Origin of the sequence: Kistimonas scapharcae (assembly GCF_039540975.1) — a bacterium.
Lineage (GTDB): Bacteria > Pseudomonadota > Gammaproteobacteria > Pseudomonadales > Endozoicomonadaceae > Kistimonas > Kistimonas scapharcae.
This window is the reverse complement of sequence record NZ_BAABFL010000145.1, coordinates 1-574: the sequence shown is the minus strand read 5'-3', so window position 1 is coordinate 574 and position 574 is coordinate 1. Positions and strand designations below refer to the sequence as shown.

Annotated in this window: 1 protein-coding gene; it reads left to right on the top strand. The window is 47.9% G+C overall.

Going from position 1 to position 574, the window contains the following annotated elements; translation table 11 throughout:
• Positions 1-69 precede the first annotated feature (69 nt).
• Positions 70-324: a helix-turn-helix domain-containing protein gene (locus tag ABD892_RS27070; RefSeq protein WP_425559224.1), complete on the top strand. Its 255-nt coding sequence runs from the start codon at positions 70-72 to the stop codon at positions 322-324.
• Positions 325-574: the final 250 nt, after the last annotated feature.

Here is a 574-nt window from a genome sequence, read left to right as displayed (position 1 = left end):
TTCATTGGGGTATATGACTCCCATGAATTTTGAGTTGGCAAAGGCAGCTTAGGCGGATGTCCATTTTTACTGCTTCAGATCAGGGCGGCAGACATCAACATCAGTAGTCGTTCGTTGAGCCGGTTATTTCGTAAAGATATCGGGCTTTCTTATGTCGAGTACCGGCAGCAGGCTCGACTTTTTCTGGCATTGAAACGTTTGGCTCAAGGGCTACCGGTTACAACCGCGGCAATGGAGGTGGGATTTTCTAGCTTGAGTGCGTTCAATAATCTCTTCAAAAAGAACTTTGGTCAGACACCTGGGCGTATCTTTGATGCTTCATAAACAAGATCGCAGATTAGGATAAACAGCTTTGACGCTTTCTGACATAAAACCGCCGGCAGAAACCGGCGGTTTTAATACGAGATTCAAGACGTCTGTCTTAGAACTGTTCTTCTTCAGTAGAACCGGTCAGTGCTGTTACAGAAGACTGGCCACCCTGGATAACGGTAGTCATGTCATCGAAGTAACCCGTGCCGACTTCCTGCTGGTGCGCTACAAAGGTGTAACCCTTCTCGGCAGCAGCGAACTCGGG